This is a genomic window from Mycobacterium sp. Aquia_213, assembly GCF_026625985.1.
Lineage (GTDB): Bacteria > Actinomycetota > Actinomycetes > Mycobacteriales > Mycobacteriaceae > Mycobacterium.
Genome location: NZ_CP113116.1, coordinates 2,098,610 through 2,124,311 on the forward strand (window position 1 = coordinate 2,098,610; position 25,702 = coordinate 2,124,311).

12 protein-coding genes are annotated in these 25,702 nt (G+C 65.2%); 8 read left to right on the forward strand and 4 right to left on the reverse strand.

Annotated elements, in window-relative coordinates; all coding sequences use genetic code 11:
* Nucleotides 1-213 precede the first annotated feature (213 nt).
* From LMQ14_RS09825 to LMQ14_RS09840, 4 genes are all read left to right on the forward strand, one after another.
* Nucleotides 214-537, forward strand: coding sequence for a hypothetical protein (locus LMQ14_RS09825; protein ID WP_267734552.1), 324 nt, complete (start codon nucleotides 214-216; stop codon nucleotides 535-537).
* Nucleotides 538-571: 34 nt separating this feature from the next.
* Entirely contained in the window at nucleotides 572-1,510 is a 939-nt protein-coding gene (locus tag LMQ14_RS09830; protein ID WP_267734553.1) for a lytic transglycosylase domain-containing protein, read from the forward strand.
* Nucleotides 1,511-1,689: 179 nt separating this feature from the next.
* Nucleotides 1,690-5,820 (forward strand): SpoIIE family protein phosphatase, encoded by a 4,131-nt coding sequence (locus tag LMQ14_RS09835; protein WP_267734554.1) that lies wholly within the window; start codon nucleotides 1,690-1,692, stop codon nucleotides 5,818-5,820.
* Entirely contained in the window at nucleotides 5,820-6,149 is a 330-nt protein-coding gene (locus LMQ14_RS09840; RefSeq protein ID WP_267734555.1) for an STAS domain-containing protein, read from the forward strand. Before LMQ14_RS09835 ends, LMQ14_RS09840 begins: the two co-directional genes overlap by 1 nt.
* 13 nt (nucleotides 6,150-6,162) lie before the next feature.
* Here the strand turns inward: LMQ14_RS09840 and LMQ14_RS09845 are convergent, their stop codons facing one another.
* Complete coding sequence (locus LMQ14_RS09845) at nucleotides 6,163-6,852, reverse strand: Type 1 glutamine amidotransferase-like domain-containing protein (protein ID WP_267734556.1); 690 nt, start codon at nucleotides 6,850-6,852, stop codon at nucleotides 6,163-6,165.
* A gap of 104 nt (nucleotides 6,853-6,956) precedes the next feature.
* Between LMQ14_RS09845 and LMQ14_RS09850 the strand changes: the two genes are divergently transcribed.
* On the forward strand, nucleotides 6,957-8,612 hold the full coding sequence (locus LMQ14_RS09850) for an MFS transporter (RefSeq protein ID WP_267734557.1): 1,656 nt from the start codon (nucleotides 6,957-6,959) through the stop codon (nucleotides 8,610-8,612).
* 36 nt (nucleotides 8,613-8,648) lie between these two features.
* Here LMQ14_RS09850 and LMQ14_RS09855 read toward each other — a convergent pair whose 3' ends face one another.
* The gene (locus tag LMQ14_RS09855; RefSeq protein ID WP_267734558.1) at nucleotides 8,649-9,191 is read right to left on the reverse strand and encodes a GNAT family N-acetyltransferase; all 543 of its coding nucleotides are present in this window, start codon (nucleotides 9,189-9,191) and stop codon (nucleotides 8,649-8,651) included.
* A 282-nt stretch (nucleotides 9,192-9,473) separates the two neighbouring features.
* A complete protein-coding gene (locus LMQ14_RS09860) occupies nucleotides 9,474-9,635 on the reverse strand; it encodes a hypothetical protein (RefSeq protein WP_267734559.1) in 162 nt (53 codons plus the stop codon).
* A 258-nt stretch (nucleotides 9,636-9,893) separates the two neighbouring features.
* On the opposite strand from LMQ14_RS09860, the gene LMQ14_RS09865 reads away from it, so the two are divergent.
* The 3 genes from LMQ14_RS09865 (at nucleotide 9,894) to ngg (ending at nucleotide 14,919) form a co-directional block, all read left to right on the forward strand.
* The gene (locus tag LMQ14_RS09865; RefSeq protein WP_267734560.1) at nucleotides 9,894-11,240 is read left to right on the forward strand and encodes an adenylate/guanylate cyclase domain-containing protein; all 1,347 of its coding nucleotides are present in this window, start codon (nucleotides 9,894-9,896) and stop codon (nucleotides 11,238-11,240) included.
* A 92-nt stretch (nucleotides 11,241-11,332) separates the two neighbouring features.
* The gene (locus LMQ14_RS09870; RefSeq protein ID WP_267734561.1) at nucleotides 11,333-13,138 is read left to right on the forward strand and encodes an N-acetylglutaminylglutamine amidotransferase; all 1,806 of its coding nucleotides are present in this window, start codon (nucleotides 11,333-11,335) and stop codon (nucleotides 13,136-13,138) included.
* On the forward strand, nucleotides 13,135-14,919 hold the full coding sequence (gene ngg / locus LMQ14_RS09875; RefSeq protein ID WP_267734562.1) for an N-acetylglutaminylglutamine synthetase: 1,785 nt from the start codon (nucleotides 13,135-13,137) through the stop codon (nucleotides 14,917-14,919). The genes LMQ14_RS09870 and ngg overlap by 4 nt, the downstream gene beginning before the upstream one ends.
* Before the next feature lie 12 nt (nucleotides 14,920-14,931).
* Here the strand turns inward: ngg and LMQ14_RS09880 are convergent, their stop codons facing one another.
* Nucleotides 14,932-25,674 carry a BTAD domain-containing putative transcriptional regulator gene (locus LMQ14_RS09880; protein ID WP_420714633.1) on the reverse strand — a complete coding sequence of 3,581 codons (10,743 nt, stop codon included), beginning with the start codon at nucleotides 25,672-25,674 and terminating at the stop codon, nucleotides 14,932-14,934.
* Nucleotides 25,675-25,702 lie beyond the last annotated feature (28 nt).

The window sequence follows — 25,702 nt, forward strand, 5'->3', positions numbered from 1 at the left end:
GTGTGACGACTTACATTACGTCGATCAAAGAATAAGCAACCGACGATAGCCCCGACCCGTTTGCGGCTTGGGGCTATTCTTCTGGCCTCTGTACAGGGAGAATCGGACGGGTGGCTCGGGCAGACAACTCCAGATTGGGATCGGTAGCTAACCGGCATCGGTGTGATCGCCCGACAACGCCACCACCGGCAGGACACCGGCTAGGAGAACAACATGAAGCGAATCATCGCCGGAGCATTACTGACGGGCTCCGCAGCACTGGCCGGTGTGGGCCCCGGCGCGGGAACCGCTCAGGCCGACCCGGGAACGGGCATCTGTAACCAGCTGGCGATGTGCAGCTACATATGGTGTCCCGGCAGTCCGCTGCCGATGCCGGACGTGGTGTGGGACATGAACAGGTGCCACCACTATTACGGCGGCAGCCTCGGTCATCCCGGAACCGAGGGCGGCATTCCAGTCGGTGCGCACATTCTCGAAGGGGATCCCTCCCCGGCGAACACCTGCGGCGGATCGCCCATCTGCTTGCCCGGCCTCTAAGAGCGGAACAGAAGCGTTGAAGTCATGCGGTCCGATGCGAAAGACTCGGGCCATGGTGGTGGACGCGGTGAACCGTAGCCTGATGCGCGCCGCGCCGCTTGCCCTCGCGACGATCGTGTTCGCACTCGTCGTCTGCCCAGCGTCGACGGCGTCACCGGCGGCAGCCACGATGTTTGCTGAGGCGCCGAGCATGCCCCTCGGCGCGCAGCCTCAGCTGGCGTCCGACCCGGCACAGCTCGCCGCCGACCTTGTCGCTGACGAGCTCGCGCTGCGCGACCCGTCGACGCCGGAAGCGGCGTTGACGGCGGCCGCGCACCGCGAGCAAGCGGCCTACCGGGCCATCGGGCGGCATCCGGAGTGGGACGCGATCACGCGACCGCGCGTCCCGTCGTCGTTGCTCGATGTCTACGACCGCAATGTCGATGCCCGGCGACAGCTTCAGGCGATGGCACAGGTGCGGGATACGCTGCCCGCCTGGCGCATCGACCCGCCGATTCCGGCCGACGAGCTGCTGGGTTACTACCACGCGGCGGAGGCGGATTCCGGCGTCGGCTGGAATTACCTAGCCGCGATCAACCTGGTCGAGACCCGCCTCGGCAGCATCAACGGCGTGAGCACCGCCGGCGCCCAAGGCCCCATGCAATTCTTGCCGTCGACGTTCGCTTCCTACGGCCAAGGCGGGGACATCAATTCGCCGCGCGACAGCATCATGGCGGCGGGCCGGATGCTCGCCGCCGACGGCTTTGCCAACGACCGCGATCACGCCATCTACGCCTACAACCACGCGCACCAATACGTCCGGGCGGTCGACGATTACGCCGCGTTGATCGGGGCCGATCCCGCTGCGTTTGCCGCGTTCTACCGCTGGGACGTCTACTGCGTCACGACCGCTGGTGACGTGTTGCTCCCCATCGGTTACGCCACATCCGCACCGATTCCCGTCGCCGACTATCTGGCAGCCCACGCGCAGTAGAAGGCGCAAACCGGATAAGTCAGCTAGCGAAGCCGCATGCCCGCGAGAACATCGCGGGTGTGCTTTATCCAGCGAAAAGCTAGCGACGGCGAGGCTGTCGATGCTTTTCTTTAGGGGACCGCGACGGGCAGCGGCAGGTGACGGCCTCTTGGTCTGAGCACATTTCGGAAGGGCTGGCAGTGGTTTTCCGGGCAGACCAGGAGATCGGCCTTGACCTGGCCGCCGTCGACTGGGCGGGCACCCCGATCGGGCCCGTGGAGAAATGGCCACAAAGCCTCCGCACCGCGGTCAACATCCTGCTCTCATCGCGGTTTTCGATGTGGATGGCGTGGGGCCCGGAGCTGACGTTCTTCTGCAATGCCGCCTATCGCCGCGACACCCTGGGTCGTAAGTACCCCTGGGCGCTGGGTCGTCCGGCGAGCGAGGTGTGGGCCGAGATCTGGGACGACATCGGTCCGCGGATCGACGGCGTGTTGGCGACGGGCGAGCCCACTTGGGACGAGGCCTTGATGCTCATCCTGGAGCGGTCGGGCTACCCCGAGGAGTCCTATCACACCTTCTCCTACAGCGCGCTGCGTGACGACGACGCGAGCATCGTCGGGATGCTCTGCGTGGTCCGCGAAGACACCGATCGGGTGATCGCGCAGCGCCGGATGGCGACGCTGCGTGACCTGGGCTCCGATCCGACCGTCGTGCGCACCGAACGCCAGATGCTTGACCACGCGGGCCGGCAGCTCGCGAACAACCCATACGACCTGCCCTTCACGACGACCTATCTGTTCGGCGATCACGGCGAGGCGCTGCTGGCTGGCGTCAGCGGGATCGCACCCGGGCATCCCGCGGCGCCACAAATACTCCCGGGCGGCGACCTTTCCGCGTGGCCCATCGAGAAGTTGGCGCATGGCGTCACCGACCTGATCGAGCTCGATAGCGATTCACCCAATCTGCCCACCGGCGCCTGGCCGGAGCCGCCCGTTCAGGCGCTGGTGGTGCCGCTGTTGCAGCAGGGCGGAGCACCGGTCGGATTCCTGGTGGCCGGGCTGAACCGGTACCGCCAGCTCGACGACGGCTACCGTGGTTTCGTCGAGCTCGTGGCCCGCTACATCGCCGCGGGTGTGGGCAGTGCGCGGAGCTACCAAGCTCAGCAGCAGCGTGCCGAGGAACTGGCCGAACTCGACCGGGCGAAGACGGCGTTCTTCTCGAACATCAGCCACGAATTCCGCACTCCGCTCGCCTTGATCCTCGGACCGGTCGATGAGTTGCGCGGCCGGGCGACCGGGGTCGATGAGCAGGCGCGCCACGAGCTGGAGCTCGTGCACCGCAACGGCTTGCGGCTGGCGAAGCTGGTGAACACACTGCTGGATTTTTCGCGCATCGAGGCGGGGCGAATGCGGGCGCGATTCGAGCCCGTCGATTTGTCAACTGTCACAGCGGATTTGGCGAGCGTGTTCCGCTCTGCGATCGATCGGGCCGGACTGGAGTTCACGGTGGACTGCCCGCCCCTCGACGAACCGATTTATCTGGATCACGAGATGTGGGAGAAGGTGATCCTCAACCTGCTCTCCAATGCGATGAAGTTCACCTTCGAAGGCTCCATCGCGGTGACCGTGCGCCGCGACGACGCCGATGCCGTGGTCACCGTCACTGACACCGGGATCGGCGTACCTCCTGCCGAAATCCCCCGGCTCTTCGAGCGTTTCCACCGCATCGAAGACGCACGCGCGCGCTCCACCGAGGGCAGCGGAATCGGGCTGGCTCTGGTCAAAGAACTCATCGGGCTGCACGGCGGCACCATCGAGGTGGACAGCCAGGAGGGCGTCGGGACCAGCTTCATCATCCGCCTGGGCTTTGGCTCGGCGCATTTGCCGAGCGACGAAGTCTCGGCGCCACCGGCGGGCCTTCCGACATCCGGCGTAATCGCCGAACCGTATGTGCAGGAAGCCTTGCGCTGGCTCCCGGGCGACGCCAGCGCCGCACGATCCGATGCCGGCACCACGGCAATGATGACCGCCGTTGCGCCCGCCGGGAAAGACGGTGAGCGGACGCGCGTGTTGGTCGCCGATGACAACGCCGACATGCGTGAGTACCTGGCCAGTCTGATGCAGACGTCGGGCTACCAGGTCACCGCTGTCAGCGATGGGCAGCAGGCGCTGGATGCCATCCGCGCCCAGATTCCTGACCTCGTCATCAGCGACGTCATGATGCCCGGGCTGGACGGTCTGCAGCTGCTCGCGTCGCTGCGAAGCGATCCGCGCACCGCTGCGTTACCCGTGCTCTTGCTGTCGGCGCGGGCGGGACAGGAAGCCTCCATCGAAGGCTTGCTGGCCGGCGCCGACGACTATCTCGTCAAGCCGTTCGCGGCCGCCGAGCTTTTGGCCCGGGTGCGCGCCAACGTCGAACTGTCGCGGTTGCGCAGCCACCACAACCGGTGGCGCGCGGCCTTGGTGGATTCGCTACAGGAAGGGTTCTTTGTCTGCGACGAACGCGGTGCCGTCATCGAGATCAACGCCGCCTTCACCGAGATGCTCGGGTACGGCTCCGAACAGCTGCCGTACGAGCCGCCCCACCCATGGTGGCCGGACGCCGAGACCGACCCTGAAGGTCACCGGCAAGTCGCGGGGGTCTTCGACCAACTGCTGAACGAAACCCAAGGCGCCTTGGCGGCTCCCGTCGTCCATCGCGACGGTCACCGACTGTGGGTTGCGGCCAACTTCAACCATGTGGACGACCCGGACACCGGGCGGCGAATCATGGTTGGCACCGTGCGCGACATCACGACCGAGCACTACATCGTGCAGAGTCAGCTTGCCCTGGGGGCACTGAACCAGCAACTGGCACAAGCGGAGACGCTTGATGAGACGCTGCGGGGTGCGGTCGGAGAACTACGGCAGACGTGGAACGCGCGCCGCGTTCTGGCCGTGACGTTCGCCCGCGACGCTCCCCAGGGGGACGCACCGGCGCTGGTGTGTGCCGGCGAGCCCTGTGCCTGGGACCAACTGCTGGCGCGCCACCGGCTGCTGATCGAGTCGCTCCGCGATTCCGATCTGTTGACCACGATCGCCGGAGAGGCTGGTACAGCAGGCATCTCGCTGCAGCATCCCCGCGGCGTGCTCGTGGTGTGGATCGAGCTGGTGGAACAGCGCCCATTCACTTCGGAGGATCACAATTTACTGAAGGTGCTGGGCGGGCGGCTCAGTCAAGGCCTGCACCGCGTCTACCAATTGGACGAGCAACGCGAGACCGCCTTGGCGCTGCAGCACGCGATGCTCGGCCCGGCGACTCTGCCGGGAGGCTTTGCGGTCCGGTATCACCCCGCCAGCCATCCGCTGCAGGTTGGCGGTGACTGGTACGACGTCGTCGATCTCGACGACGGGCAAGTCGCGTTGATCGTCGGTGACTGCGTCGGCCATGGCCTGGCTGCCGCGACGGTGATGGGTCAGCTCCGCAGCGCATGCCGTGCACTGCTGCTCGACCAGCTCGGTCCAAGTGCGGTTCTCGCCGGTTTGGACCGCTTCGCCGCGCAGCTGCCCGGGGCGCGCTGCACGACCGCGTTCTGCGCGGTGCTCACCCTCGATACAGGGGAGCTGGTGTACTCCAATGCTGGGCACCCACCGCCGATCATGGTGCATGCCAACGGAACTGCCCAGCAGCTGGATGGCGAACATGGGCTTCCGCTGGCGATCCGACCGGACTGGTTGCGACCCGAAGTCCGTGTCACGATGCCGGCACGGTCGACGTTGTTGCTTTACACCGATGGTCTGGTCGAACGCCGCGGTCGTTCGATCGACGAAGGCATCGCCAGCGCGACCGATCTTGTTCAGGATGGCCGTTCCCAGTCGCTCGATGAGGTGGCAGACGATCTGATGGTCCGCCTTGAGCCGGGGGGTGGCTACTTGGATGACGTGGCCATGCTGCTCTATCGGCAGCCCGCCCCCTTGACGATGAATTTCGCCGCCGACGTCGATCACCTCGCCCCGAGCCGTGATGCGTTGCGCGGCTGGCTGTCCCAGGTCGGGGTCGAGCCCGATCAGATTCAATACGTGCTGACCGCCGTCGGTGAAGCCGTCGCCAACGCGATCGAACACGGTTACCGCGGCCAAAGCGAGGGCACCGTTTCGTTGCGCGCGACCGCGGTCGTCGACGCACTGCACGTGACCGTCATCGACAGGGGCAGCTGGAAAACCCCGCGCACCGTCCCCGGAGCCAACCGAGGCCGCGGTATCACCCTGATGCGAGGCCTGGTGGAGGACATCACGATTCACTCCACGGAAGCCGGCACCACAGTTCACTTGTACGCGAGGATCGCCTAATGGCCGCAGAGCTCACGCTGAATACCGACCACGGTCCTGACGGGAGGCCCAGGGTGACCGCGACGGGGGAGATTGATCTCAGTAACGTCGCCCGGCTCATCGAGGCACTCAACACGGCGAGCGCGGGGACCCGACGCCCGATCACCATCGATCTCAGCACGGTCAGGTATCTCGACAGCGCGGGAATCAACGCGCTTTTCGACCATGCCGACAAGGTTGACGGGCTGCATATCATCGTGCACCGCTTACTGGTTCGGGTCCTCACGATCAGCGGCCTGGACAAAGTTGCGACCCTCGAAGCTGCGCCAGTAGACGGAGACAGCGCGTAAAGGGTTGCACCACTTAGTCTTCGACGCGCAGCAGTGAGTGCGTGACTTGTCGTCCGTCGTAGCGGAATTGGTGCGCGGGTCCGCGCAGCGGCTCGATGCTGCCATCCGGGTGGATGATGACTCCGCTCCCGGAGGGGATTCCGAGCCCGATGGCCGCGCCCTGCAGCGATTGAATCGTGTGCGACAACCGCGCCCAATTGACACGCTCGTCATGCGTGTCGACGACCGCGGGCACGAGCTTGAACACGTCGAGCAACTCGGTCACCGAGGATTCCGGTGTCTCGACGATTCCGTATTCACCGAGCTGGACCGCGCCGGCCGAGATGCCCACCAGGATCGCTCCATCGGCATGCCGGCCAAGGATCGCATCTTTCATTCCGGTTTTCTCGAACGTCGTCCAGCCGAGGCGGACGTCGCCGCCGGCGAGGACGACCAACTGGGCGCCTGCCAGGAAGCCGCGGTCGTCTGGGCCGAACGACGAGTCGATCATGCGACGGTTGGCGATGCCAATCGCATCCATCGCCGCCTCGAAGATCTCGTAGAACTCTGGCCGATCCCCATTGGACGCACCGACGTAGGCCGCGCTGAGTTGTGTATCGCGAGCCAACCCGTCGAGTGCCGCCTCCAGCAACGGTCGGCCCCGCTGCTTCCAGAACAGCAGCTGACTGTCCGCCAGTAGATAGAGCGGTTGGAATTGTGGCATTGCCCCAGTGGTTCTTGGCTATGGATCCGAGGTGAGAGCGCTGGCTGTGGGTGTCTTAAACTTCTAATCCTTATACAACGCGTGGGCGCCAGTCGGCTTCGTTGTTGCGCACTGGCCGAGCAGAGGGGCAGTCGACCATCGGTTCAGCAGTAATTCAAGACCAGGAACATGCCGACGGGGGAAAGCCGTCGACGTGGGCACCGCTGCGCAATCCCGTGTACCGGGGCCTGTTCGTCGCGCAGTTCATCTCCAATATCGGGACCTGGATGCAGGCGGTGGCGGCCCAATGGTTCTTGGTGGAACAGCACAGCCCAGACGTCATCGTGGCCCTGGTTCAGACGGCGAGTCTGGGACCGACACTGCTCTTGGGATTGTTCGCCGGTGTGCTTGCCGATCTATTCGACCGGCGGCGGCTACTGATAGTCCTGCAGTCGTATGCCGTGCTGGTAGCGCTCGCTCTGGCACTCATGACGAACCTTGGTCGGCTTACCCCGACCGCGCTTCTGCTGTTCACCCTGGCCATCGGCTTCGCTTCCGCGCTCACCGGACCGGCGTGGCAGGCAATTCAGCCTGAGGTCGTCCCGCGCGAGCAGATACCCGCGGTGTCGGTTTTGGGCAGCGTCTCGGCCAACTCCACTCGCGCCATTGGACCCGCGATCGGCGGCATCGTCGTGGCGTGGCTCGGCCCCGCGGCGGTCTTCGCGATCAACGCGGTGTCGTTCTCCGCAATCATCATCGCGCTGCGGGTGTGGAATCGGCCCAAGCAGATCGTGCCCCTCGAGCGGGAACGCATCGGCCCGGCCATCATCACCGGACTGCAATACATCGAGAACAGTCCGATCTTTCGCAGGATCCTTTTGCGCACAGCCCTTTTCCTGTTTCCCGCTTCGGCCATACTGGCTCTGCTCCCGGTGGCGGCCGCGCATAAGTGGCACCTGGGAGCCGGCGGCTACGGTGTGGCGCTGGGGGCCATCGGTTTTGGCGCCATCCTCGGGGTCATAGCTGCCGGGCCGTTGCACGACAGAATGTCGGACAACGTGCTGTTGGCGGTGTCGGCCGTCGCGTACGGCCTGGCACCGCTGGCGGTGGTCTGGATGCCGTTTGCTGCGGCGATTCCGTTCCTGATGCTGTCGGGGATGGCGTGGCTGATCACGTTGACGTCATTGAACGCCGCAGCGCAGCTGTCGTTGCCGCGCTGGGTTCGGGCCCGCGGGTTGTCCGTTTATCTCCTGGTTTCGACCGGATCTCAGGCACTTGGCGCTTATATCTGGGGTGCCCTCGCAACGCGTTGGGGACTTGACGACGCGATGCTCTGGTCGGCGGCGGTGCTGGGCGGCGCCGCTCTCAGCGTTGCCGTGCTTCCGTTGCGGCCGTGCACCGGGACGGAGAGTGTCGAGGTTTCCAGTGCCTGGCCGACACCAACCCTCGTGTTCGAACCGTGCCCGCAAGACGGTCCGGTGCTGGTAGCCGTCCGGTACCAAGTGCCGCCGGAGAACCTCGACGAATTCATCGAAGCGATGCGGGAGGTCAGGCAGTCCCGGCTGCGAACAGGCGGCCACAGTTGGCGGCTGTATCACAGTGTCGAGGAACCAAACTCGTTCCTCGAGAGGTTCACCGTGACGTCCTGGAGCGAGTTTGAGCGCCAGCGCACCGAGCGCTGGGTGGATGTCGATCATGACGGCGTCACGAAGGCGGTCAGCTATACGGTCGACAAAACCCGGCGGCACGAGTACTACGTCGCGTTGCGTACGCGCAAGTGAGAGCCGCGCTATACGGCTGCGGCGCAACACAATCGACTATTGGCTGATTGGACCCGGCGGTCCCTGCTGCTCGCCAGGGCCCAGATCGAGTTGCATCCACGCGACGTCATGCCAGCGGTCGTTCTTGAAATAAACCCGCGGCCAGGCGCCGACATCCTCGAACCCGAAGGATCGGTGAAATGCGTTGCTGACCTCGTTGGGTTGGGTGATCCCGGCGAAGACCCGCCGGTAGCCGCGCTCGCCGAGCCGGTGCAGCACCTCCGCATATAGTCGGCGGCCCCAACCCGCGCGGTGACGGTCGCCGCTGATGTAGATGCCGGTCTCACATGACCATTTGAAGGAGGGCAGGCTGATCAACGCGTGGCCGTAGGCGAACCCGATGACCTGATCGTCGTGTTCGAGAACGAGCCATTCGTGCGCCTTTTGGGCGTTGGCGATGCGCGAAGCCATCTCGTCAGGGCTCGGGGCCTCGAGCTCCCAACTGATCATCGTGTTCTCGACATAGGGCCGGTAGATCGCAACGCAAGCGGCCGCGTCCTGCGGGGAGGCCGAACGCACAGTGCCGCTGATCGCTTGCATGCCGGCAGTCTTCCAGTCGTTCCGTTTGCCTGCGAATCGCGGGCCCAGATTTCGCGGCCTCATAGCCGGCGGACAGGACTCGCAGTCACGCAACGGGCACCACGAGAGTACGGCCGCCGGGCTACTGGCCCGGCAGCCGTGTCGCGGTTATCGGGACGTCCGCGTACGACAGCGAAGTCCGCTGAGGCTCAAATACCTGAACGGGACAAGCGCAGTGCAACTCTCGACGCCCCACGAATACGCAATGAGAACTGAAGGGGCGCAGAGGAAAACGTATTAGATTTAGCGGCCGCCGCCGGCACCGCCGCCGCGGCCACCACCAGCGCCACCGCCACGGCCGCCACCGGCACCGCCGCCGCGGCCACCACCAGCGCCACCACCACGGCCGCCGCCAGCGCCACCGCCGTGGCCGATGAACATTGTCCCGATGCTGTTGTTGATCATGACCCTTACCCTATCGCCGAATCCGGCATGGCGGCAATACGATTCACGGCGCACATCGGCCCTCGTCGGCAGGTGAACGGGGACCGCAATTCCGTTTAACAAAAGGGCACTCGCGCTCGGTGCCACCCGCTGATCCGCGTTGCTCGGGCCGCGTGAACCAGCCTCCGCCGCACCACAGTTGACGAGGCCGCGACCCCACAGGGGAGAGTCGAGGCCGAAATCAGGCGATTACGAGGGTTTGCTGTCATGCTCATGGGCATGGCGGTGACCCCTCAAACCGTCTACGCGCGCGATGGTGACGTCAACCTGGCGTATCAGCTCGCCGGTAGCTTCGGACCCGATTTATTGTTCGTGCCCACACCCAGGTTCCCCATCGACCTGATCTGGGACGACCACACGGTTGCCGGCCATCTTCGCCGGCTGGGCTCGTATGGCCGATTGATCCTGACCGATCTGCTGGGCGTCGGTAGCTCCGACGCCGTGGCGATCAACGAACGTCCCGCGATGCAAGCGTGGACGGACGGGCTGCTCGCGGTGCTCGACGCGGCCGGCAGCGAGCGGGCATCGGTGTTCGCGATGGCGGGGTCGGCGCTTCCGGCCATGTTGCTCGCGGCCAGCCACCCCGATCGGGTGAGATCGCTGGTGCTGTGGAGCCCCTACGCGTACTACCTGCGCACACCCGATCAGCCGTTCGCGATTCCCGAAGCAGCGTTGCGGAAGCTATCGAGCCTGGTCGGGGATACCGCGGGGACCGGTGCGGCGACTGAATTGCTTGCCCCAAGCTGGAGCCATGACGTAGCGAAGCGGCGCTGGTATGGCCGTGGTGAGCGCCTCGCCGGTGGACGCGGCTACTTCAAGGCAATCAGCGATCTGTTTCAACACACTGATTTGCGATCGATTTTGCCGAGCATTCAGGCGCCGACGCTGGTACTGCATCGACGAGGCGACCGGTTTGTCGTTCCGGGCCATGCCAAGTACGTGGCGGAACGGATTCCCCATTCGCGGCTGGTGGAGTTCGACGGGGATGACCACGAATGGTTCGCGGGCGACTCCGATCGGGTGCTCGACGAGATCGGTTCGTTCCTGACCGGCGCCCGGCGGTCCAGACCGAGCAATCGGGTGCTGTCCACGGTGCTGTTCACCGATATCGTCGGATCGACCGAGCGTGCAACGGCTTTGGGCGACCAGGCGTGGAACTCGATCCTCGCCGCGCACAACCTGGCGGTCGAGCGAGAGGCCTGCGGTGCGCGCGGCAGGGTGGTCAAGTTCACCGGAGACGGCGCATTGGCGACGTTTGACGGCCCGGCGCGAGCGATCAACTGTGCGTGCGCAATTCGAGACGCGGCCGGGGATCTGGGCCTGCATATTCGCGCGGGATTGCACACCGGTGAGGTCGAGGTGGAGGACGGCGACGTGCACGGCATCGCGGTACATATCGCGGCGCGGATCATGGGAATCGCACAACCCGATGAGGTTTTGGTGTCGGGCGCGGTACCGCCGCTCGTGTTGGGGTCAGGGCTAGCCTTCGACGACCGCGGCAGTCACCACCTAAAGGGCGTGCCAGACGAGTGGCCCGTCCTCGCGGTGCACGACAGCTTGGTCTGACCTGGGCAAACCGCACACCACACAACCGGACCGGCCGCGGGTTTGCGGGCGCAGGCATCTCCTTTTGACAGCAACGCGGCTAGGCTCGAAAAATGTGCGGAGCCGCTGGTGAGGTGCGACTCGACAATCGGGTGCCCGACGTAGCTGCCGTTTCGGCGATGGCTGCCGTCATGGCACCAAGGGGGCCGGACGGTGCTGGCGTGTGGTCACAGGGGCGCGTTGCGCTAGGGCATCGTCGCCTGAAGATCATCGATCTGACCGAGGCGGGCGCTCAACCGATGGTCGATGCCGAGCTGGGCCTGACGGTCGCCTGGAACGGCTGCATCTACAACTACAAGGAATTGCGCAGCGAGCTCCAGGGCTACGGCTACCGGTTCTTCTCGACCAGCGACAGCGAGATCCTGCTCAAGGCCTACCACCGCTGGGGCGACGACTTCGTCAGCCGCCTCAAGGGCATGTTCGCGTTCGCCATCGTGGAACGCGAGAGCGGCCGGGTATTGCTCGGCCGTGACCGGCTGGGCATCAAACCCCTGTACCTGACCGAGGACAGCAACCGCATCCGATTCGCCTCGACGCTGCCGGCGTTGCTGGCCGGTGGCGGTGTGGACACCCGGATAGACCCCGTCGCGCTGCACCACTACATGACGTTTCACTCCGTGGTACCCGCGCCCCTGACGATCCTGCGCGGCGTCCGTAAGGTGCCGCCCGCCTCGCTCATTGCCATCGAGCCCGACGGTCGATCTACCACCACGACCTACTGGACGCCCGACTTCAGCAGGCAGGAGGATCGCTCCGACTGGTCCGAGCGGGACTGGGAAGACGCCGTGCTGTCCAGCCTGCGCCTCGCTGTCGAGCGCCGACTGGTCGCCGACGTGCCGGTCGGCTGCCTGTTGTCCGGCGGCGTGGACTCGAGCCTGATCGTCGGCCTGCTCGCCGAGGCGGGTCAACACGGGCTGTCGACCTTCTCGATCGGCTTCGAGTCGGTGGGCGACGTCCAGGGCGACGAATTCCAGTACTCGGACATCGTGGCCCAACGCTTCGGCACCGATCACCACCAGATCCGCATCGGAACAGATCGGATGCTGCCGGCGCTCGACGGGGCCATCGGCGCGATGAGTGAGCCGATGGTCAGCCACGACTGTGTTGCCTTCTACCTGCTGAGCCAGGAAGTGGCCAAGCACGTCAAGGTGGTGCAGTCGGGTCAGGGTGCCGACGAGGTGTTCGCCGGCTACCACTGGTACCCGCCGATGGGTTCGCCGGCCGCCGCGACCCTCGAGGGTGCCGTCGCTGAATACCGCGGTGCTTTCTTCGATCGCGACGCGGCGGGGGTTGCGGCCATGTTGGGGTCGGGCTACGTCGCGCCGGGAGATCCCAGCGAGCGATTCGTCAGCGAGCATTTCGCTCGCGCTGGGGCCGAAACCGGTATTGATCGCGCGCTGCGGCTCGATACGACGGTGATGCTGGTGGACGACCCGGTGAAACGGGTAGACAACATGACTATGGCGTGGGGGCTGGAGGGGCGGGTTCCTTTCCTCGATCACGAGCTGGTCGAGCTGGCCGCAACCTGTCCGCCGGAGCTGAAGATCGCCCACGAGGGCAAGGGCGTCCTCAAACAGGCTGCGCGACGGGTGATCCCGTCGGAGGTTATCGATCGGCCCAAGGGCTACTTCCCGGTTCCCGCTCTGACCCACCTCGAAGGCCCGTATCTCGATCTGGTCCGGGATGCGCTATACGCGCCAATCGCCAAGGAGCGCGGGCTGTTTGACGCCGAGGCGGTCGACGCGCTGTTGACCGACCCCAACGGCAGGCTGACGCCTTTGCGCGGCAATGAACTCTGGCAGATCGGCCTGCTCGAGTTGTGGTTGCAGCGCCACGGAGTGACAGGGCCTGTCGCATGACGGACCTCGATCCTTCAGACGACCATCCCGAGGCGATTACGCTCGGCTTACACGGTGCGTCGCCGCCCCACCTGGTGGACGCGATGGCCAAGGATGTCGAGCTCGAATTGGGTTGGGGCAGGCTCATCTTCGGCCAGACGTTTGCCGATCCCGACACGCTGGCCGAGGCGCTGCGACGAGAAGCGCCCGGTCGCCGCGACATCTGCATCTACGCCCGCGAGTCTCACGTCGTGGTCGCCCGGGCGCCAACCGAGCTCTTCATCGATCCCAGTCACACCTATCGACTGCGCTTTACCCCCGCGCACGAGGAAGACTTGGCGCCGTCACCGCTGGGCGTGACGGTGCGCACGCTGAACGACCCCGCCGATGCCGATGCGATGAATCGCGTCTTCGTGCGCTGCGGAATGGTTCCCGCGCCGGTGGAGACGATTTGGGACAACCACCTGCACGCGGATGCGGTGACCTACCTGGTCGCCGTCCGCGACGAGGACGACGCGGTGGTGGGCACCGTGACCGGCGTCGACCACGAGGTGTTGTTCTCCGACCCCGAGCACGGGTCGAGCCTGTGGACACTGGCGGTCGACCCGGCTGCTGGATTGCCCGGCATGGGCGAGGCCCTGACCCGCACGCTGGCTGAGCACTTCCGCAGCGCCGGGCGCGCCTATATGGATCTGTCGGTCGGCCATGACAACGTTGCCGCCATCGCGCTCTACGAAAAGCTGGGTTTCCGCCGCGTTCCGGTGCTGGCGATCAAGCGGAAGAACGCGATCAACGAGCCGCTGTTCAGCCCGCCCCCGGAAACCGTCGATGACCTCAACCCGTACGCGCGAATCATCGCCGATGAGGCGCTGCGACGTGGAATCCAGGTCGAGGTTCTCGATGCCGAAACCGGCGAGATGCGACTGTCTCTCGGCGGCCGCACCCTGATTACCCGCGAGTCGCTGTCGGAATTCACCTCGGCGATCGCTATGTGCCGGTGCGACGACAAGCGCCTGACCCGGCGCCTGGTCTCCGAGGCAGGCATCACCGTGCCGCGTGCCCGCCTGGCCACGTTTAACGATGACGACTACGCCTTCTTGCACGAGGTCGGAGAGGTCGTCGTCAAACCGACTCGGGGAGAACAGGGCAAGGGCATCACCGTCGGCGTCGTCGCCGAAGATGAGCTCACGACGGCCCTGACGCGGGCGCGCGAACAACACCCGGAGGTGCTGATTGAGCAGCGGGTAAAAGGCGATGACCTTCGGTTAGTGGTGATCGACGGCCGGGTGGTTGCGGCAGCACTGCGGGTGCCCCCGGAGATCATCGGCACGGGGGAGCACACCGTGCGGGACCTGATTGCGGCCGAGAGCCGACGGCGTTCCGCGGCCACCGGGGGTGAGTCCCGTATCCCGCTCGATGACCTCACCGAGTCGACGGTTCGTGATGCCGGTTGGGGGCTGGATGATGTGCTGCCCGAGGGAATTCGGCTCCGCGTTCGCCGCACCGCCAATCTCCATCAGGGCGCGACGATCCACGACGTCACGGCCCGGGTGCATGAAGATCTTTGTCGGGTAGGGGTCGCGGCGGCCGAGGCGATCGGCATTCCGGTGACGGGCATCGATTTGATGGTTCCCGACATCACCGGTGTTGACTACGCATTCATCGAAGCCAACGAACGGCCAGGGCTGGCCAACCACGAACCACAGCCCACGGCCTCAGCTTTCGTCGATTTCCTATTTCCTGGGCAGCCAGGTCAGGCGCCGGCGTGGACTCCCGAGGAGCCACCACCGCACCGCGATTGATGTTGCTGAACACTAACTTTCGAGTTCCTTGAATCGAGCGAGCGCGGCGTCGAGGTCTGCCTCGTCGAAAATCTCGCCGCGGCTGATCGTGTCGCCTTCGACCGTAGTGACGATGATCATCCGCCACTCGGCGACAAAACCGTCTTGTGATGTCCCCTTTGCCACGTGGGTGAAGACCGTGCCCAGGCCGGTCAGCCGGTGGACGGTCTCGGCGTAGATGCCGTTGTATGTTGTATCGCCGAACGAGGCATGGAGGTATTCGATCAGATCACCGGGCGCCATCGTTGCCCCGCGGCGATGGTCAATGTCGGCCAAGTTGGCGATCTGTGGCACTTCACCTCGATTGAGCGCGGCATAATTACGCGCAATCACCGACCAGGTCTGCGAGTGAGACGCCCCTTCGCCGGCAAGGTAGCGGGCATCGAGTTCTGCGACGCCGGTGACGATGTCGTCGGGATCGAGCATGATCTGCGCCGCGATTCTATCGTCGGTGTGGATCTCGACCACGATGAGCATCTCGACCCCGAATTCGCCATACTGCAGTTCGGGATTCAACGAGCAGATACGCGTGAGGGCCAGGCGCTCGCCGCGCGTCGCAAGCACGGTAGAGGTTAAATGGGCCCCGCCCACGGCCAGGGCGCGCATGTTTGCGATCACAACATCGCGGCCGTCCCAGAGCCCGGCGTTCACGACGCTGCGGCGATCGTGAATAAAACTCGCGTCAGTTAAGCACCCGGCGAGTGCCGCCCAGTCGTGGGCCGCGAAGTAGGCATAGAAGCAGTCTTGCACTCGGGTTGCAACGTTTTCGAGTCGCCCCGTCGACGGCTGAAGCTCCTCGAAACGGGCGAGCGCGGCGTCCAGATCTGCCTCGTCGAAGATCTCGAACCGGCGGACCACGTCGCCTTCAAATGCGAAAAGGGCGACCTCGCGCCACTCGGCATCGAAGCCCTCCTGTGAGGTCCCAGTGAGTATCGCTGTGACGACCACCCCAAGGTTGTTCAGCCGGTGCACAGCTTCGATGTGACCCTTGACGTTTGGCGCGACATCATAGGTAGCACGCAAGTAGGGGACCGTGTCGCCGGCCGTGAACGCTCTACCCCGCCGATGATCGATGTTCACCCAGTCCGCCGTCGTCGGGAGGACTTCGTGTCGGTTGTACGCGGCTTGGACGTGCATCACCAACGACCAGGTGTGCGCGTGAGCCGCTCCTTCGCCGGCGAGGTATCGCGCGTCGAGTTCGGCAAGGGCCGCGTCGAAGTCGTCGGGGTCGAATACAACGAATGCTGCGATTCGGTCTTCGGTATCGATCCCAACCACGCCCAGCGCCTCGATCTGAAACGCATCCGGACCTTGGCCGCGGACCGAGAAGCCGAGGCGAACGAGGGCAAGGCGCGCGGCGCGGGTCGCGATGACGGTCGACGTGACGTCTGTGGACAGAAGTTCGGCGATTGCCCGCATGTTCGCGATCTGGGCGTCTCGACCGTGTAGGACTCCAAAGCTCACGAGCGGACGGCGATCGTCATTGAAAAAGTTATCGGCCAGGATCTCTGCCATCGCATCCCAGTCGCTCACAGCGAAGTGTCGCAGGAAGCGTTCGGCCACTTGGCTTGCCGTGTTTTCCAGCCGCGGAGTCGGCGGACACAGTTCGTCGAAGCGGGCGAGCGCGTTGTCCAAGTCCTCCTCGTCGAAGACTTCGCAGCGAATGATCGAATCGCCGTCGACCATCAAGATGTCGACCGCCCGCCACTCAGCGTCGAAGCCCTCTTGCGATGTCCCGTGGCCCTCATGGGTGATGACCGCTCCAAAGTTGTTGAGCCGATGCACCGCCTCGATATGGGTGGTGAGGTTTGGCGTGAGGTCCCAGATGGTGCGGATGGACGGGGTCATGTTGCTGGGCTCGAACGGTGTAATTTGCCGGTGGTCGATGGTGACCCAGTCCGCCGCAGGGACTTCGTGCCGATTGAACGCGGCATAGGAGGACGCGACGACCGACCAAGTGCGCGCGTGGAGTGCCGCCGCGCCGGCCATGAATCGGGCATCGAGTTCCTCGAAGGCAGCGTCCATGTCGTCAGCGTCGAAACCGACGATCGCCGCCAACCGGTCGTCGCTGTCGATCTCGATAGCTGCGATCACCTCCACGAGGAACGACTGCGGCTGGGAATCGAGACCCGAGAAGCGGGCGCGAGTGAGAGCGAGGCGTTCTCCGCGGGTCGCTATGACGTCAATCGTCGGGTTGACTCCGATATCGGCGATCGCTTGCATGTCTTGGATCTGGGCATCCCGACCATGCCGAACCCCGGCACCCACCATCCGACGGCGATCGTCATGGCACGTGTCGTCGGCCAAGATCGCGTTCATCGTGTGCCAGTCGCGTGCGTTGAAGCATGCCCAAATGCGCTCGTTCACTCGGGTTGCCGCGTTTTCCAATCGCCTTGCCTGCGAATTCAATTCCTCAAAGCGAGCGAGCGCCGCGTCGAAGTCTTCCTCGTCGAACATCTCGCAGCGGCTATTCCGATCGCCCGCGGCCTGCAATACGGCGATCTCACGCCACTCGGCCTCGAAGCCTTCTGCCGTAGTCCCGTGTACCACGTGGGTGACGACGGCGCCGACGTCGTTCAGCCGGTGCACATCAGCGATATAGAGCGAGTTCTGTGGCATGAGCTTCCAAGAGGCTTCAAGGTATGCGGGCAGATCGCCAGGCGCGAACCCTCGCCCTCGTCGGTGGTCGACATTGACCGCATCTGGCGTGATGAGGGGTAGCTCGTTCCGGTTGAGTGCGGCGTAACCCTCCATGACCACTGACCACACGGCTGAGTGCTGTGCTGCCTCGCCTGCGAGGTATCGCGCGTCGAGTTCGGCAAGGGCCGCGTCGAATTCGTCGGGGTCGAAGGTGATTAGCGCCGCGATCCGCTCGTCGGTATCGAGCTCGGCGATACTGAGGACATCGGTGCGGAAGGCATCGGCTCGCGGATCGCGGCCCGAGGCGTGCGCACGACTGAGGACCAGGCGGCTGCCCCGGATCGCGATGGTGTCGAAAGTCATGCGCTTGACGCCGATCTCAGCGAGTGCTGAGAATTCGGCGACCGTTGCGTCGCGGCCCTTTCGGAGTTCCGCGCCCACCAGCCGCCGGCGGTCGTCGCGGAAAACGTCGTGAGCCAACGCTTCGGTCATGGCGTCCCAGTCGCGGGCCGCGAAGTGCGCCTGGATGCGCTCGTAGGCTTGGGTCGCCGTGTTGGCGAGGCGCGGCGTCTGCCGGTGTAGTTCGTCGAAGCGGGCGAGCGCGGCGTCAAGGTCGGCCTCGTCGAAGACCTCGGCGCGGTTGATCTCATCGCTGTCAATCGTGAAGATGTCGATTGACCGCCACTCGGCTTCGAAGCCTTGTCGCGAGATCAGATCTGCGGCGTGGGTGACGACGGCTCCGAAGTTATTCAGGCGATGGACAACCTCGACGTAGGTTCTCGTGCTTTGGTTGACTTCCCAGCCGGCACGCAGGTATTGCATCAATTCGCCCGGTGCAAAAGCTGCCCCTTGGCGGTGGTCGATGTCGACCAAGTCCGTTGTGGTCGAAGGCAGCTCGTGCCGGCTCAGCGTGGCAAAGCAATTGGATATGACCGACCATGTACGCGCGTAGGCGGCTGCTTCGCCGGCGAGGTAGCGAGCGTCGAGTTCGGCGATGGCGCCGTCGAAGTCCTCGAGGTCGAACACGACAACTCCCGCGATTCGCTCCTCGGCGTCGATCTCCATGATTTGAAGGGCATCGTTTTGAATCGCCTCGGGGTCACGGCCCGACACGCGAATTCCGGTGAGCGCGAGGCGCTCACCGCGGGTTGCCAGGACGCCCAACATCGTCATCGTGAAGCCGACACCAACGGTTGCCTGAGCATCTTTGATGTTGGCATCTCGACCATGCAGGATCCCGGCGTTCACTACCCGCCGGCGATCGTCGACAGAGACGTTCTCGGCCGCTATTTGTGCCACGGCGTGCCACTGGTCGGCAGCAACGTGCGAGTAAAGGCGCTCAAATACACGCGTTGCGGTGTTTTCCAGCCGCGGTGCCGGCCGGCTGAGTTGGTCGAACCTCGCGAGCGCGGCATCGAGGTCAGCCTCGTCGAATACCTCGGTGCGGTTGATCCTGTCGCGTTCAACCGTGAAAACTGCGATCCCGCGCCACTCGGCGTCAAAACCCCCTTGCGAGGTCTCGTGGGCTGCGTAAGTGACGACTGCTGCGGGGTCGGTCAGCCGATGCACGGCCTCGACGTAGGCCCTGTTGTCCGGGTCCGGGTCCGGCCCGGCGCCGAGATATGCGATCAGGTCGCAGGGCCCCATCGCGGTCTCCCGTCGGTGGTCGACCGTGATCCAGTCCGTCGTGGTCGCTGGCTGCTCGTGTCGGTTGATCGCCGCGTAGCTACCAGAGATCAGCGACCATATGCGCGCGTGGGCGGCCGCTTCGCCGGCGAGGTAGCGGGCGTCGAGCTCCGCGATGGCGGCGTCGAAGTCGTCGAGATCGAAGAAGACGCCCGCCGCTATCCGCTCGTCGCCGTCGACCTCAATGAGGTAGAGCAGCTCGCTGCCGAATTCTCCGTGGCGCAAATCGTGGTTCGCGGAACGAATACGACTAAGGGCGAGGCGTTCTCCGCGGGTCGCAATGCCGGCAGACGTTATCTTTGCCTGAATCTCAGCGAGGGCTCGCATGTTTTCGATGTGGACATCCCGACCGTGCAGGACCCCGGCGTTCACGACCCGACGGCGATCGTTCGTGGAAATGCTGTCGGAGAACAGCTCTGCCATGGCAAGCCAGTCGCGCGCTGCGAAGTAAGTCCAGAAGCGTTGGTCCGCTCGGCTCGCCGCGTTTTCCAGCCGTTGCGCCGGTCGGCTGAGCTGTTCGAACCGCGCGATCGCGGTGTCGAGATCTGCCTCGTCGAATAGCTCGCAGCGGCTGAGCTTATCGTCCTCGAATGTGAGGATGTCTACGGTTCGCCACTCCGCGTCGAATCCCGTTTCCGAGGTTGATTTTCCGACGCCGGTGATAACCCCTCCGAGAGCGTTTAGCCGATGCACCGTCTCGATGTAGAAACTCATCGTGTGTTCGAGATTCCACCCGGCGAGAAGGTATGCGTCGAAATCACCGGGCGCGAAGGCGGATCCCCGGCGGTGGTCGATACTTTCGCAGCCGGGTGTCATCGCAGGGAGTTGATGTTTGTTGAACGCGCCGTAGCCGCCTGTGATAGCCGACCAGGTGTTCGCGTAGGAGCTCGCTTCTCCTGCAACGTAGCGGGATTCGAGCTCGGCAATGGCGGAATCGAAGTCGTCGACGTCGAACGTGACGAGTGCCACCACGCGTTCGCCGGCGTCGATTTCGAGGATGCTGAGCACCTCGGTCGTAAACGCTTCGGGCCCGTCCTCGCGGCCCGTGAAGGCGAGACGGGTGAGGACCAGGTTCCACCCGCGGGTCGCGATAACGGTCGCTGTCACACTTGTGGCGAACAGGTCGGCGGTCGCCCGCGCGCTTGCGATCTCGGCGTCTCGACCGTGCCGGGCTCCCGCGCCGACCACTCGTCGGCGATCGTCATTGGAGAAGTTTTCGGCCAGCTTCTCCGCCATGGCGTCCCAGTCGCGGATCGCGTACTGCGCCAAGATTCTTTCGCCCACGTGGAAGGCTGAGTTTTCCAGCAGCCGTGGCGCCGACCGGCTGAGCTCTTCGAACCGCGCTAGCGCAGAGTCGAGATCTGCCTCGTCGTACAACTCGAAGTGTTTGATCGTGTTGCCCGCCAGCATGGACACGATGACGTCTTGGAATTCGGCGTCGAAGCCGTCGCGCGAGGTGACATGCGCCGTATGAGTGATGACCGCGCCGAGTTCAGTCAGTCGATGCACGACCATGGGGTGGATGTTCGTTCTTTGACTTTGATCGAACGCGGTGCTGAGGTATTGGAGCAGTTCACCGGGCGCGAACGCGGCCGCTCGACGGTGATCAATCGTCACGGCGTCGGCTGCCATCGTGGGTAGTTCGTGTCGGCTCAGCGCGGCGTAGTTCTCAGTGGTTTTCGTCCATGTGTGTGCGTACGGCGCCGCTTCGCCGCAGAGGTAGCGTGCGTCGAGATCGTTGAACGCCGCGTCGACGTCGTACAGATCGAAAACGACGATAGACGTTATTCGCTCATGGGTGTCGATCTCGACGAGGTTGAGGGCGTCGTTTTGTACTGTTTCGGGGTCGCGGCCGGCGGCGCGTACCCGGGTGAGGGCGAGGCGTTCGCCCCGGATCGCCACGACATCCACCATCCCTATCGTGAAGCCGAGGTCGGCCGCCACCTGCAGATCCTCGATGACGGTTTCGCGACTGCCTCGGTCCCCGGCATTTACGACTCGTCGATGATCGGCGCCGGAAAGGCTTTCGGAAACAATCGCTCCGGCGGCGTCCCAATCTCGTGCGGCGGAGTGCGACCAGAAACGTGCGTATACACGCGTTGCCGTGTTTTCGAGCCTCCGGGCTGGTGGCTGTGCCTCCTCGAACCGGGCTTGCGCGGCGTCGAGTTCTGCAGTCGCTCCGTCGATGTCGTCGATATCGAACCACACATCCAGCGCGAATCGACCGTCCTCGTCGATGCCGACTAGCTGCAACACCTCGTCGCGCGGCGCCCCGGGACTGACATCCGCATTGCTTAATTCCGTTTTGTAGAGAGCCAACCGCTCGCCTCGTACAGCGACAAGCGTGCGACGGAGTTGAACCGTTCCCTCCATCTCGAGAGAACGTCGTGCGTCGTGTGGCCATCGGCCAGACCGAAGATCGGCCCTGTCGAAACCAAGTATCTTGCGGCGACTCTCGAAGAAGATGTCGTCCGCGAAATATCCCTCGAACTCGTCAAAGGCCCCACGATGGAAAGCCGCATCTCCGCGGGCGACCGCTCGCACGCATGCATTGTCGAACTCGACGTGCGGCGCCTCGGGCTCAGCCGGGGCAGGCGGCTCGACGCGCCCGTCGAGGAGGCCGCGCGCCATTTCCGCCAGTGCCGCCGCACCTTTGCGTTCGTAGAGGATGACCGCTTGCTCGGCGGCGGCTCGTGCTCCCGAGACATTCCCGGCGGCGGCCAAAACCGTCGCCAGCGTGAAGCATGCGTCGCCGTGATCAACCAGAGCGTCCGTCCGCTCGGCCAACGACACCGCAGCTTCCGCAAACCGCCGGGCCTCCTCGTGGTCACCACTGCGGGCCAGCAGGTGTGCCCGAAGCGTGCGCCACCCCATCGACGCCTTCAGTGCATGGCCGGCGAGACGCTCACTTTCCGTGCATAATTCGTCTGCCTCGGCCTCCCGGTCGAGCGCAAGGCAGGTGCGACCCAGCAACGCAGCGGTCTCGGCGGTGTCGGCGTCGAGGCCCATGCGCCGAAAACCGTTGTAGGCCTTGCGTAGGTGCGATTCGGCCGCAGCGGGATCGTCGACGATCAGCTCGACGATGCCGGCGAACTGCTCAACTTCGAGCCGCGCATGGCGCAAGCCGAGCTCGGTGACCGCGCGCCGGGCCGAGTCGATCATCCGTCGGGCCGCGGCGGCGCGTCCACGGAAGGCCTCCAACACGGCTTGACAACGCGTCGAGGTGGCTTCGACGGCGGGGGAGTCGGTCGTGATCCGCAGCAACCGCACCACGTCGAGACACCGTCCGCCTGCGCGCGGAACCGGGTTCGGTCCCCACAACGCCGCGAGCGGCGCGCCCGCCAACACCGCGTTCACCCGGCGGTGTTCACGCGCCCGTCGCGCCGCGGTCAAGGCGTCGTCCAAAGCGATTTCGCAGTCGGCGATTCGCCCAAGGCGGGCGAGACATCCCGCCCGGACGGTGTGTGCCTTGGCTTCTCCGGCGGCATCATCCAATTGGGCGAGTTTGGCCGCGGCCGCGCCTAACGCAACCTCCGCCTCATCCAACCGCTCGGGGTGGATCAACATCGAGAGTTGACCGTCGAAGCACGTCGCCCAGGCCGCCAGCCGGGCCGAAGCGACTGTCGTTGCCTGCAATTGGGAGACCGCACCCGCTGCCGACGTCACGTCACCCGCGGCCAGCAGGGCCTCGCAGCGCGCAATCAATAGCTCGGCCGTCTGGTCGTCGCGGTCGGGCAGCTCGTCGTCGAGCTCCTCGAGCGAGTGCAGGGCGTGGCGGTACAGGTCGGCGGCTCCTTCGTAGGCGAGTCGCGCCATCGCTTGGTCCGCGGCACGCCGGCAGTAGAGGACCGCCTTGGCCGCGTTTCCCGCCCAAGCGCATTCGTAGTAGTGATGAGCCAGCTCGGCCAACAGCTCGTCGTCGGCGCCGGGCAGCGTCTCCAGCGTTGCGGCGATTTTCTGGTGCAATCGCATGCGTCGCACCGACGCCAACTCGGCCAGCAGCGACTGGCGGACGATCGCGTGGTTGAACCGGTAGTTGCCGCCGGGCTCTTCGATGACGATACCGGCTTGGCAGGCCTCGTCGAACGCGTCGATCAGTTCGTTTCCGACCACGCTCTCGACCAGTTCCAAAGCGAACCGGCTACCGACGACCGCGGCTGCGGCAAGGGCTTTGTTGGTTTCAGCCGGGAGCCGAGAAAGCCGGCGGCTCACGGCTTCTCGTACGCCTTGCGGCAGCGTGCTCTGATCCCACACGCCGCCACTCTCGTCGACATGGCGCAGCGCCTCGATCAGGAAGAAGGGGTTACCGCCTGTGACCGACGCCAATGCATGGGCGAGTTCCTCGTCGTCATATCCGGCCTCGGCGACGTATGTGGTCACGTCCTCTTCGTCGAGACCGCTAAGGCTGAGCCGGTTTGCCGTGCCGTCGCGGTGAAGATCGGCGAGCATCGCGGCCAGGGGATGGGAGCGGTCGAGGTCGGTGCTGCGGTAGGTGCCGACGATCTGCACTCGGGCGTGGTCGCCGAAGCGCAGCAGATGCCGCAAGAGCAGCAGTGTTGGCTTGGCCGCCCAGTGCAGGTCGTCGAGTATGAGTAGGACCGGCGCACTCTTGGACGCGGTTTCCAGCAGCGCAACCACGGCGTCGAAGAGTGCATAGCGCTCGGTGTCGGGATCCGGGTGCGACCGGGGAGCGAGATCGGGCACGACGTCGGTCAGCCCGGGCGCCAACAGCAGCAACGCTTCGACGCCGCGCAGTCCCCGCAGCCGGTCAGCGCCCATACACGGTACGAGCGAGCGAAGCGCTTCGGCGAACGGTTGATAGGGCGCACCGAGGTCCTCGTCGCAACGGCCATAGAGCACCACCGCTCCCTGCGCATAGGCCTGCTGCGACCATTCACCGGCCAGCCGGGTCTTGCCGACGCCCGGTTCGCCGGCGATCAGCACCGTGGGTACGCCACCCGCGAGCGCGGTCTGCCATAGCGACAACAGCCGTTCGAGTTCGCGGCCACGTCCGACGAATGGCCCGGGTCCGACGAGGACCGCGGGAAGGCCGGGACGCTCCATCGGGGGTTCGGTTGTCTGTGGTTGGGGCTGGGCCGCGGCGGTTTCCAGCCGCAGCTCGAAAACATGCTCGGGGCGCGCGAGGTTTTTCAGCTGACGCATTCCCAGGTCGTTGAGCATGACGTCGTCGGCCAGCGAGTCGATCACGAGCTCGGCGGTCGCGCCGGAGCACAGGATCTGGCCGCCCTCGGCGAGCGACCGCAGGCGCGCCACCCGGTTGACCGCCCGGCCGAAGTAGTCGCCGTCGCGCAGCTCGACCTCGCCGGTGTGTAGCGCCATCCGGACCCGGATGGGCTCCCGCGATGGCCACGGCTCGTGAATGATCGTGTCTTGCAACTCAATTGCCGCGGCGGCGGCCGCGGACGGTCGTTCGAAGACCGAGAACGTCGCATCGCCCTCGCCGCGTGTCTTGATCAGCCGTCCGCCGCGCGAGGTGACGACCTGCTCGACCAGCTCGTCATGACGGGCGAGTGCAACCGCCATGGCACCGGAGTCGGCCTCCCAGGCGGCAGTCGATCCCTCGATGTCGGTCAGCAGGAAGGTCACCGCACGCGTCACCGACGGAAGATGCTGTGTCACAGCAACATCCAGTGACGCATCCTGAGCAACGATCGCGGTCTCGAGCCGCCGAAGCTCCGGCCCGGGATCGACCCCCAGCTCGTCGGCAAGCAGCGACCGCACCCGTTGGTAAGCCCCAAGGGCTTCACCTTGCCGCCCGGCCCGGTAGAGGGCGAGCATCAGCTGGCTCCAGCGCCTTTCGCGTAGCGGAGCTTCGGCCACTGCCGCCTCAAGGTCGCCGATGACTTCGGCGGCCCGGCCGGTGGCGAGCAGCGCGTCTGCCCGATCCTCGACGAGCGCGGCGTGGCCTTCGATCCAGCGCGTCTTCTCGGACACCCCCCGCTGTCCGTCGGGGAGTTCGGGGCTGCCGCGCCATAGGACGAGCGCCTCCTCCAAGTGCGCCACCGCTTGGCTGGTGTCGCCGACGGCCGCCGCATCGCGGCCCGCCTTGGCCGCCAATGTGTAGCGCGACGCATCCACCCCCGCGCCGTGCAGCCTCCAGCCCGCTCCCTCGGTGAGCACGAGGCCGTCGCCAAGGGCGCGGCGCAGCGAGGAGATATGGGTTTGCAGGGCCTTGGCTGCGGTGCGCGGCGGATCGTCACCCCACAGCAACTTGATCAACGCGTCGGCGGGTACGACCGATCCGTCGTGCAATCCGAGCATCGTGAGGATGGCGCGCGGCTTGGCGCCCGGAATCGCGACGGGCGTTCCGTCCTGCCGGACCTGGAGAGGTCCCAAAACCCCCAGTTCCACCGATGAAACGGTACTCATGTCAGCCATCGTCGGTGGCGGAATTCAA

Bases quoted from the DNA above. Each gene is read 5' to 3' on its own strand.
- LMQ14_RS09825 (WP_267734552.1), top strand. From the start codon at position 214: ATGAAGCGAATCATCGCCGGAGCATTACTGACGGGCTCCGCAGCACTG.
- LMQ14_RS09830 (WP_267734553.1), top strand. From the start codon at position 572: ATGCGAAAGACTCGGGCCATGGTGGTGGACGCGGTGAACCGTAGCCTG.
- LMQ14_RS09840 (WP_267734555.1), top strand. From the start codon at position 5,820: ATGGCCGCAGAGCTCACGCTGAATACCGACCACGGTCCTGACGGGAGG.
- LMQ14_RS09845 (WP_267734556.1), bottom strand. From the start codon at position 6,852: ATGCCACAATTCCAACCGCTCTATCTACTGGCGGACAGTCAGCTGCTG.
- LMQ14_RS09855 (WP_267734558.1), bottom strand. From the start codon at position 9,191: ATGCAAGCGATCAGCGGCACTGTGCGTTCGGCCTCCCCGCAGGACGCG.
- LMQ14_RS09860 (WP_267734559.1), bottom strand. From the start codon at position 9,635: ATGATCAACAACAGCATCGGGACAATGTTCATCGGCCACGGCGGTGGC.
- LMQ14_RS09865 (WP_267734560.1), top strand. From the start codon at position 9,894: ATGGCGGTGACCCCTCAAACCGTCTACGCGCGCGATGGTGACGTCAAC.
- LMQ14_RS09870 (WP_267734561.1), top strand. From the start codon at position 11,333: ATGTGCGGAGCCGCTGGTGAGGTGCGACTCGACAATCGGGTGCCCGAC.
- ngg (WP_267734562.1), top strand. From the start codon at position 13,135: ATGACGGACCTCGATCCTTCAGACGACCATCCCGAGGCGATTACGCTC.
- LMQ14_RS09880 (WP_420714633.1), bottom strand. From the start codon at position 25,674: ATGAGTACCGTTTCATCGGTGGAACTGGGGGTTTTGGGACCTCTCCAG.